This window comes from Pseudomonas hunanensis (assembly GCF_013393325.1).
Lineage (GTDB): Bacteria > Pseudomonadota > Gammaproteobacteria > Pseudomonadales > Pseudomonadaceae > Aquipseudomonas > Aquipseudomonas putida_P.
In genome coordinates, this window is record NZ_QJRC01000079.1 from 37,636 (window position 1) to 46,717 (window position 9,082).

The window sequence follows — 9,082 nt, forward strand, 5'->3', positions numbered from 1 at the left end:
TCCTTCAAGGGGTTTCGATGCGGCGCTGCAGCAAGTTGATCAGCAGCAGCAGGATGAAGGAAACCACCAGCATCAGCACGCCGATGGCGGTCGCGCCGGTGTAGTCGTACTGGTCGAGCTTGACCATGATCAGCAGCGGCAGGATTTCGGTCTTCATCGGCATGTTGCCGGCAATGAAGATCACCGAGCCATATTCGCCCACGCCACGGGCGAAGGCCAGGGCAAAGCCGGTGAGCCAGGCCGGTAGCAGGGCCGGCGCCAGAATATGACGGAACACCTGCAGCGGCTTGGCCCCCAGGCAGGCAGCGGCCTCTTCCACTTCACGCGGGATGTCGGCCAGTACCGGCTGCACCGTGCGCACCACGAACGGCAGGGTGACGAAGGTCAGCGCCAGGGTGATGCCCAGCGGGGTGTAGGCGATCTTGAAGCCCAGGTCGGTGGCGAACTGGCCGACCCAGCCCGCAGGCGCGTACAGGGCGGTCAGGGCAATACCGGCAACGGCGGTAGGCAGGGCGAACGGCAGGTCGATCATCGCGTCGATGATCTTGCGCCCGGGGAAGGTGTAGCGCACCAGTACCCAGGCCAGCAGGGTACCGATCACACCATTGATGATGGCGGCGAACAGGGCGGTGCCGAAACTCAGCTTGAGCGCGGCGATTACCCGCGGTGCGCTGATGATGTTCCAGAACTGCTCCCAGGTCAGCTGCGAGGCATGAATGAACATGGCCGCCAGCGGTATCAGCACGATCAGGCTGAGGTACACCAAGGTGTAGCCCAGCGTCAGCCCGAAGCCGGGTATGACGGGGGAAATACGACGTGACATAAGTATCCCTGGTTGAACGCACGAAGCCCGGAATCAATCCCGGGCCGGTGCAAGACTCTGAATCCCGGGGCTGCGTTGCAGCCCAATCGCGACGCAAGACCGCCCCCACAGGAGATTGCGGTTCCTTGTGGGAGCGGCCTTGTGTCGCGATTGGGCCGCAACACGGCCCCGCTTTTCCCTGGCGTTTACTGTGCCTGATAGATCTGGTCGAACACACCGCCATCATTGAAGAATTTGGGCTGTGCAGTTTTCCAGCCACCGAAGTCCTTGTCGATGGTTACCAGGTCCAGTTTCGGGAACTGCTTGCCAAACTCCGCAGCGACTTTCTCGTCACGCGGGCGGTAGAAGTTCTCGGCGGCAATCTTCTGCCCAGCCGGGCTGTACAGGTGCTTGAGGTATTCGGTGGCAATCTCGGTATTGCCTTTCTTCTCGGCGTTCTTGTCCACCACCGCCACAGGCGGCTCGGCCAGGATCGACAGCGACGGCACGACGATGTCGAACTTGTCGGCGCCACCGTCTTCCTTCAGCGCCAGGAAGGCTTCGTTTTCCCAAGCCAGCAATACGTCGCCCTGGCCGTTGTTGACGAAGGTGATGGTCGAGCCACGGGCGCCGGTATCCAGCACCGGTACATGCTTGAACAGCTCCTGTACGTACTCCTTGGCCTTTTCTTCGCTACCGCCGGCTTTCAGGCCATAGGCCCAGGCCGCCAGGAAGTTCCAGCGCGCACCGCCGGAGGTTTTCGGGTTGGGGGTGATGACCGAGACGTCCTTCTTGATCAGGTCGCCCCAGTCCTTGATGCCTTTCGGGTTGCCCTTGCGCACCAGGAACACGATGGTCGAGGTGTACGGGGTGCTGGCGTCCGGCAGGCGGGTCTGCCAGTTGTCCGGCAGGGTCTTGCCGAGCTTGGCTACTTCGTCGATGTCGCCGGCCAGGGCCAGGGTCACCACGTCGGCGCGCAGGCCGTCGATCACCGCACGGGCCTGCTTGCCCGAACCGCCATGGGATTGCTGGATCTTCACCTTGTCGCCCGGGTGGGCCTGCTGCCAGTGCTTGATGAACTCGGCGTTGTACTGCTGGTACAGCTCGCGGGTCGGGTCGTAGGACACGTTCAGCAGTTCGTAGTCCTTGGCGATGGCGGAACCGGCAAAAACAGCACTGGCCAGGGCGGCGAGCGCATAACGGCGGATGGACATGGTGAAGCTCCCGATTGGCATTTTTCTAATTTTGGATGTGAGGCGCGATCAGCTGGGCTTGTTGCCCGGCTGTTGCAGGCGGAACTTCTCCTTGCGCTCGATCTGTACGACCTGAGCGTTGTGCACAGTGATCTCCACCGCACCAAACCGCAGGTCGCGCAAGGCGCTCTGGATTTCACGCAGAATGGTGGCTTCGTCCTGACCGTCGATGCTACGCAGAGATGCACTCATGCTCGTTCTCCTTGGAGTGAGGGTGCCGGGCAGAGGTTTGAAGGGGATTTGCGCCTGGCTTGAGGGCAATAGTAGTGAGGCGGAGATATTCTTAAAAATACTGTTTAAGAATGTTTATATAACCAAAATAAAAGGCTTATCCTGAAGACAATAGAAGGCCCTGTGGGAGCGGGTTTACCCGCGAATGCGGCGGTAGCTCCACCATCGCATTCGCGGGTAAACCCGCCCCCACAGGGTTCAGTTCAGGGTTTCAGGATTTTTCCTGTGGCTCGCGGATCTTGTACCAGGCCACATACAGCGCCGGCAGGAACAGCAGCGTCAGCAAGGTCGCCACGATGATCCCGCCAATCATCGCGTAGGCCATCGGCCCCCAGAACACCTCGCGGGCAATCGGGATCATACCCAGGCTCGCCGCCGCCGCGGTCAGCAGGATTGGCCGGCGCCGATGGTTAGTGGCCTCCACCACCGCATCCCATTGCGAAAAGCCTTGCGCCACGAATTCATCGATCTGGGTTACCAGAATTACCGAGTTACGGATGATGATGCCCGCCAGCGCCAGGATGCCAAGGATCGCCACAAAGCCCATCGGCGTACCCGTGGGCACCAGCGCCAGCACCACGCCAATCAGCCCAAGCGGCGCCACGCTGACCACCAGGAACAGCTTCTGCACACTGTGCAGCTGGATCATCAGGAAGGTCGCCATCAGGAACAGCATCAGCGGGATCACCTTGCGGATCGGCCCTTGCGCCTTGGCGCTCTCCTCCACCGTACCGCCGGTAGCCACTTCGAAGCCCACCGGCAGCTTGCTGGCGAACTCGTCGATCTTGGGCTTCAACTGAGCTACCAGATCGGTGGGCTGGATGTCGCCGTTGACCGAGGCCTTGATGGTGATGGTGGGCTTGCGGTCGCGGCGCCAAACCAGCGGCTGCTCCATCTCGTAGCGCACCGTGGCAAACGACAGCAACGGGATCGAAGTGCCGTTGGGCGTGAGGATCTGCAGGTTCTGCAGGGTATCAGGCGAGCCGCGCTCGCTGTCTTCGGCACGGGCGACCACATTGACCAGGTAAATGTTGTCGTTGACCTGGGTGATCTGCACGCCGCTGACGATGCTGTTCATCACATTGGCCACGTCTTCCGACGATAACCCCAGCTGGCGTGCCTTGTCCTGGGCGATTTCCACGCGCAGCACCTTACCTGGCTCGTTCCAGTCGTAGATCATCTCGCCGATATGCTCGTTCTGGTCAAGCAGGGTGGCCAGTTCGATGGCGTGTTTGCGCACCTCGTCGATATTTGCGCCACTGACCCGATACTGGATCGGCCGCCCTACCGGCGGGCCCATTTCCAGCGACTGTACGTTGGTACCGATGCCAACGAACTCTTCATGCAGGATCTTCTGCAAGCGATCCATCATGGCCTGACGCTCTTCGAAGCCTTTACTGACGATCACCAACTGCGCGTAGTAGGGGTTCTGCAACTGTTGGTCGAGGGGCAGGTAGAAACGAATGGCACCTTGGCCGATGTAGGTGCTCCAGTGCACCAGGTCCGGGTCATCCTTGATCCGCGCCTCGAAGCGGTCGACCACCTTGCGCGTCTCCTCGATCGAGGCGTTCTGCGGCAGGTTGAGGTCGACCAGAATTTCAGGGCGGTCCGAGGACGGGAAGAACTGGTTCTGGACAAAGCGCTCACAGAAAATGGCCAACGCGAACAACAGCACCGTACCGATGATGGTCAGCCAGCGGTTGCGCATGCACCACAGCAGGCCACCTTCGAACGCTCGCCCTACTCGCCCGGTCTGCTCCTCGTGTGCCTTGACCTTGCTGCTCAGGATATGCACGCCCAGTACCGGCGCGAAGAACACCGCCACCACCCACGACACGATCAACGCCACGGCGATGACCGCGAACAAGGTGTAGGTATATTCGCCCGCCGAGCTGGCATTGAGCCCAATCGGCACGAAGCCGGCAACGGTCACCAAGGTGCCGGTGAGCATGGGGAATGCGGTAGAGGTATAGGCGAACGTCGCCGCCTGCTCCTTGCTCTCGCCCATCTCCAGCCGCGTGACCATGACCTCCACGGTGATCATCGCATCATCCACCAGCAGGCCAAGGGCAATGATCAACGCCCCCAGCGAAATCCGCTGCATGGTGATGCCGCTGTACTCCATGAACACGAACACCATCGCCAGCACCAACGGAATCGAGCAGGCCACCACCAACCCTGCACGCACACCGAGGCTGATAAAGCTCACCGCCAATACAATCACCACCGCTTCGAACAGTGCGCTAGTGAAGCCGCCGACTGCCTGCTTCACGACCACCGCCTGGTCTGACACGGTGTGCACACCCACCCCGACCGGCAGGTCGGTGATCACGCTGTCCATTTTCTTCTTCAGCGCCGCACCGAATACCTGCATGTTGCCGCCGGCCTTCATGCCGATAGCCAGGCCGATCGCGGTCTGGCCGTTGAAGCGGAACATGGGCGTGGGCGGGTCGACGTAGCCACGCTCGATATCAGCGATATCGGCCAGGCGGAAGAAGCGGTCGTTGATCCTCAGGTTGACGGTTTGCAGGTCTTTTTCGGATGCGAACTGCCCGGTGGTGCGCACCGAAATGCGCTCTGGCCCAGCCTCGATCACCCCGGCTGGCGTTACTGCGTTCTGTGATTGCAAGGCCTGCATGACCTGGCGCTGGTCGATACCCAGCGCTGCCAGTTTGCGGGTCGAGAAGTTCAGGTACAGCACTTCGTCCTGGGTGCCGACCAGCTCTATCTTGCCGATGTTGGGCACTTCGCGCACTTCGGCGCGGGCTTGTTCAACGTAGTCGCGCAGTTGGCGCAGGGTCAGGCCGTCAGAGGTAAAGGCGTAGATCGAGCCGAACACGTCACCGAATTCGTCGTTGAAGGCAGGCCCCTGAATACCCTGCGGGAACTGGCCGCGGATGTCCTGGATTTTCTTGCGCACCTGGTACCAGATTTCCGGGATGTCCTTGGCTTTGGTGGTGTCGCGCAGGTACACGTAGACGGTGGACTCACCCGGACGGGTGTAGCTTTTGGTGTAATCGAGGGAATCGAGCTCCTCCAGCTTCTTCTCGATGCGGTCGGTGACCTGGTATAGGGTTTCGTCCTGAGTCGCACCCGGCCAGCGGGTCTGGATGACCATGGTTTTGATGGTGAATGACGGGTCTTCCTCACGCCCGAGGTTGAAGTACGAAAAAATCCCCATCAGCAGGCCAACGAACATCAGGTACCAGACGAATGACTGGTGCTTGAGCGCCCATTCGGAGAGGTTGAAGCTTCCTTTCATTGCGCATCCTCGTCGAAGGTGACCTTCTGGCCAGGCTTCAGGCTGTTCACACCTGCGGTAACCACGCGCTCACCGGGCTGTACGCCCGACGTCAGGACAATGCTGTCGGCGGTGCGGTCGATCAGCGCCACGTCACGGGTTGCCACGGTCTTCTGCTGTGTATCGATCACCCACACCTGGGTCTTGCCGTCACGCTCCAGCAACGCGCTCGCGGGCAGCTCGCTACGCGGCGTCACTTCCGAACTCAGGGTCACGCTGATGGCAGTGCCCAAGTGGAACGCCGCCGGCGTGCTGGCCAGGGTCAGGCGGGCGCGCCGGGTACGGGTGGTGGCGTCGGCCTGGGGCTCCAGCTCGCGTAGGCTGGCCGTGGTATTGATGGTTGGGTCGAGCTGTGAGGCAACGGTAAAGGTCAGGCCTTTGTTCAACTGCTCGGCCAAGCCGATCGGCAGGTCGATCACCGCTTCCTTCACGTCCGGCCGGGCCAAGGTCACCACGGCTTGCCCGGCGGTAACGGTTTGCCCGGCTTCGGCCTGCCACGCGGTGATCACGGCGGCGTGGTCGGTGCGCAGGGTGCTGTAGTCGAGCTGGTCACGGGCCTGGCTGAGCGCGGAGCGCGCCTGCTCCAACGCCGCGCTGGTGGTTTTCAGGTTGGTCTGGGCGATGTCCAGCTGCGCCTGGGCGCCCACGCCACGGTCATACAGCTGTTGCTGGCGACGGGCATCGGCCTGGGCGTTGATCCACTGTGCCTGCACCTTGGCCAGGTCGCCTTCGGCGGCACGCAACTGGTTCTGCTGGTCGGTCGGGTCGAGGGTGGCCAGGGTGTCGCCCGGCTTCACCTGGGCACCGACATCCAGCCAGCGCCGGGCAATGCGCCCGGAAACCCGAAAGCCCAGGGTGCTTTCGAAGCGCGCCTGGATACTGCCGGCGAAGCGGCCCAGCTGCGATTGCACCTGGGGTTCGACCTTGACCGACAGCACCGGCCGAATCGGCTCGGGTGCCTCGTCCTCGCTACTGCAGCCCACTAGCAGCACGCCGGCTGACAGCATCAGCAACAGGCGCTTCATAACTCACCCCCTGGGGCCTTGGCATCGACCTTCTGCACCTGCATGCCGGGGTGCAGCAACTGGCCGCCGTTGACCACCACGCTCTCGCCGCCTTTGAGGCCGCTGGCGACCACGATCTTGCCGGTGAGGTAACGGCTGACTTCAACTTTGCGCAGCTCCACCTTGTCGCCCTCGCCCACCACCCACACGGCGGGTTCATGCAAGGCCTTGGTCAACGCCGACCACGGCAGTTCGACGCTGGGCCGACCCTGAGCGTTGGTGGTAGCAGTGACCGGTGCGCCCAGTTGCATGCCCGGTGGCACGTCTTTCAGGCCAACCTTGACCTGCACCGTGCCGCTTTGCGCCGACACCGTGGGGGTGATTTCGCGCACGAAGCCATGGGCCTGGACCTTGGGGTCGTCCAACAGGCTGACGACCACCCCGGCATCGCTGGGCGGCGCGACCAGCAGCGACTCGTAGACGTTGAACACCGCATCGCGGTCGCCATCGGTAGCCAGGCTGAAGATCGGCATGGTGGCCTGTACCACCTGCCCGACTTCGGCCTGGCGCTGAGTGATTACCCCAGCGGCCTCGGAGACCAGTGCGGTATAGCTGAGTTGTTCGTTGGCGTTGGCCAGCTGCGCCTGGGCGGCCTTGAGGGCGCTCTGGTTGCTGCGCAACGCGGCTTCGGCGGAGTCGTATTCACTCTGGCTGGTGTAGCCCTTGGGCAGCAGTTTCTGCTGGCGCACGAAGGCGGCACTGGTCTGGGTGACCCGTGCTTGCGCGGCGAACACCTCGGCCTTGGCCGAGTCGACGTTGTTCTGCAAGTCTTTTGGGTCCAGCCGCGCCAGCACCTGGTTGGCCTTGACGTGGTCGCCCACGTCCACGCTGCGCGAAATGATCTTGCCGCCTACGCGGAACGAGAGGTCGGTCTGCACCCGCGCCTGCACATCGCCGGTCAGGGTGACCCTGGCAGCGAAATCGGTGGGCTGGACCTGTTGCACACCCACCCGAGGCAGCGTCTCGGGAACCTCTTCCTTGCTACAACCGGTGAGCATGGACAGCAAGCCCAAGCTTGCCAGCAACAGTGGACGCGTCACCCTCATGCAGGCTCCTAGCTTGCGCACAAATGATTTGTGAGATGCGACTGTCAGCGTAGTTCAGGGTTCGGTAAACATCACTGATGGAGATCACTCAGGCATTTTCAGCCTCTGCGCGAGCCCTTTCGCGGGTGAACCCGCTTGTGTCTTGAGGAGGGAATAGAATCTAAGGTGAGAGCGGTGAATGGCAAGTTGATAGCCCGAGGTGCCTCGAGCACGTGTGGGAGCACAAGCTGCCATTCACCGTTCCACTTTGGCGAGAGCCCGAACAGTTGGATGAGGGCCAAATCTCGAACCACAAGCGTGGGCCAAGCCAAAGCGCTCTCACTCCTTGAGTCTAAGAGGGTTTGGCCATGTTTTCCTCTGTCGGCATCGATGTTTCCAGCACCACACTTGCCGTGCACATCCGCCCCGAAGGTTTGAACTTCAATGTTTCCAATGACCTGAACGGATTCAGTCAGCTTGTCGAAAAACTCGGCGAGTATCAGGTTTCAGCAATCATCCTTGAAGCGACCGGCGGTTACGAATGCAACGTCCTGCGGGCTCTACATGACGCTGGTCTTCCGGCGTACCGGATAAACCCCAGCCGCGTCCGGGCCTTTGCCAAATCCATGGGTAAACAAGCCAAGACCGACCCCATCGACGCTGCGGTGCTGGCTCACTTCGCCGAAGTGCTGCCGCCTCAACGGTATACGGTAATGACGCCTGAACGGGCCTTGCTGCGCGAGTTGCTGATGCAGCGGGATCGCTTCGTCCAGCAACGTGACGATGACAAACGTCGGCTGAAGCAGGCCCAGTCAACCAGCGTCTGCTTCCGTCTGGAGCGCCACATTGTTTACCTGAAAGGTGAAATCAAAGCGCTCGAACTCGAGATCGCTGAACAGGCCGTGAAGCTCAATGACGACCGTGTCCCACGCCTCTTGGAGGTCAAAGGCATTGGCTTGGTCACGGCAACCAAGCTGGTGGCTCTGCTGCCGGAGTTGGGCCAGGTGGACCGTAAGGAAATCGCGGCACTGGTGGGTGTTGCACCGTTCAACCAAGACAGCGGCAAACACGCGGGCAAGCGCGAGATCTGGGGTGGCCGGTCACGTGTCAGGCGAGCGCTGTACATGGCCTGCTGGATCGTCATCCGATACAACCAAGACTTCGGAGCCCGCTATGCGGCTTTGCGGGCCGAGGGGAAATGCGCGAAGGTGGCGATAGTGGCGTGCATGCGGGTCTTGATCATACGGCTGAATGCGATGCTAAAGGCCGGAACACCTTGGCAGGAGCAGGTGGCCCATCCGTAAGAGTCAGCCATGCTGGCGATGCCCGGCAGAGCCGGGCCAAGGGCGCTACGCGCCCCATCGCCAGCAAGGCCAGCTTCCACAAGAAGACAGTTGCTCCCACAG

The 9,082-nt window shown here is 61.6% G+C and carries 7 protein-coding genes; 1 reads left to right on the plus strand and 6 read right to left on the minus strand.

What is annotated here, in order from left to right; translation table 11 throughout:
- Window positions 1-4: 4 nt before the first annotated feature.
- The 6 genes from cysT to DM807_RS08585 form a co-directional block, all read right to left on the minus strand.
- Entirely contained in the window at window positions 5-823 is an 819-nt protein-coding gene (gene cysT, locus DM807_RS08560; protein ID WP_012274724.1) for a sulfate ABC transporter permease subunit CysT, read from the minus strand.
- A 185-nt stretch (window positions 824-1,008) separates the two neighbouring features.
- Entirely contained in the window at window positions 1,009-2,016 is a 1,008-nt protein-coding gene (locus tag DM807_RS08565) for a sulfate ABC transporter substrate-binding protein (RefSeq protein WP_012274725.1), read from the minus strand.
- 48 nt (window positions 2,017-2,064) lie between these two features.
- Window positions 2,065-2,247 (minus strand): sulfur starvation response protein OscA, encoded by a 183-nt coding sequence (gene oscA / locus DM807_RS08570; RefSeq protein WP_012274726.1) that lies wholly within the window; start codon window positions 2,245-2,247, stop codon window positions 2,065-2,067.
- A 250-nt stretch (window positions 2,248-2,497) separates the two neighbouring features.
- The gene (locus DM807_RS08575; RefSeq protein ID WP_179027266.1) at window positions 2,498-5,548 is read right to left on the minus strand and encodes an efflux RND transporter permease subunit; all 3,051 of its coding nucleotides are present in this window, start codon (window positions 5,546-5,548) and stop codon (window positions 2,498-2,500) included.
- Window positions 5,545-6,612 carry an efflux RND transporter periplasmic adaptor subunit gene (locus DM807_RS08580; RefSeq protein WP_179027267.1) on the minus strand — a complete coding sequence of 356 codons (1,068 nt, stop codon included), beginning with the start codon at window positions 6,610-6,612 and terminating at the stop codon, window positions 5,545-5,547. The genes DM807_RS08575 and DM807_RS08580 overlap by 4 nt, the downstream gene beginning before the upstream one ends.
- Complete coding sequence (locus DM807_RS08585; RefSeq protein WP_012274729.1) at window positions 6,609-7,697, minus strand: efflux RND transporter periplasmic adaptor subunit; 1,089 nt, start codon at window positions 7,695-7,697, stop codon at window positions 6,609-6,611. The genes DM807_RS08580 and DM807_RS08585 overlap by 4 nt, the downstream gene beginning before the upstream one ends.
- Window positions 7,698-8,044: 347 nt before the next feature.
- Here DM807_RS08585 and DM807_RS08590 point away from each other — a divergent pair, with 347 nt between their 5' ends.
- A complete protein-coding gene (locus DM807_RS08590) occupies window positions 8,045-8,980 on the plus strand; it encodes an IS110 family transposase (RefSeq protein WP_179026968.1) in 936 nt (311 codons plus the stop codon).
- The last annotated feature ends 102 nt before the right edge of the window (window positions 8,981-9,082 follow it).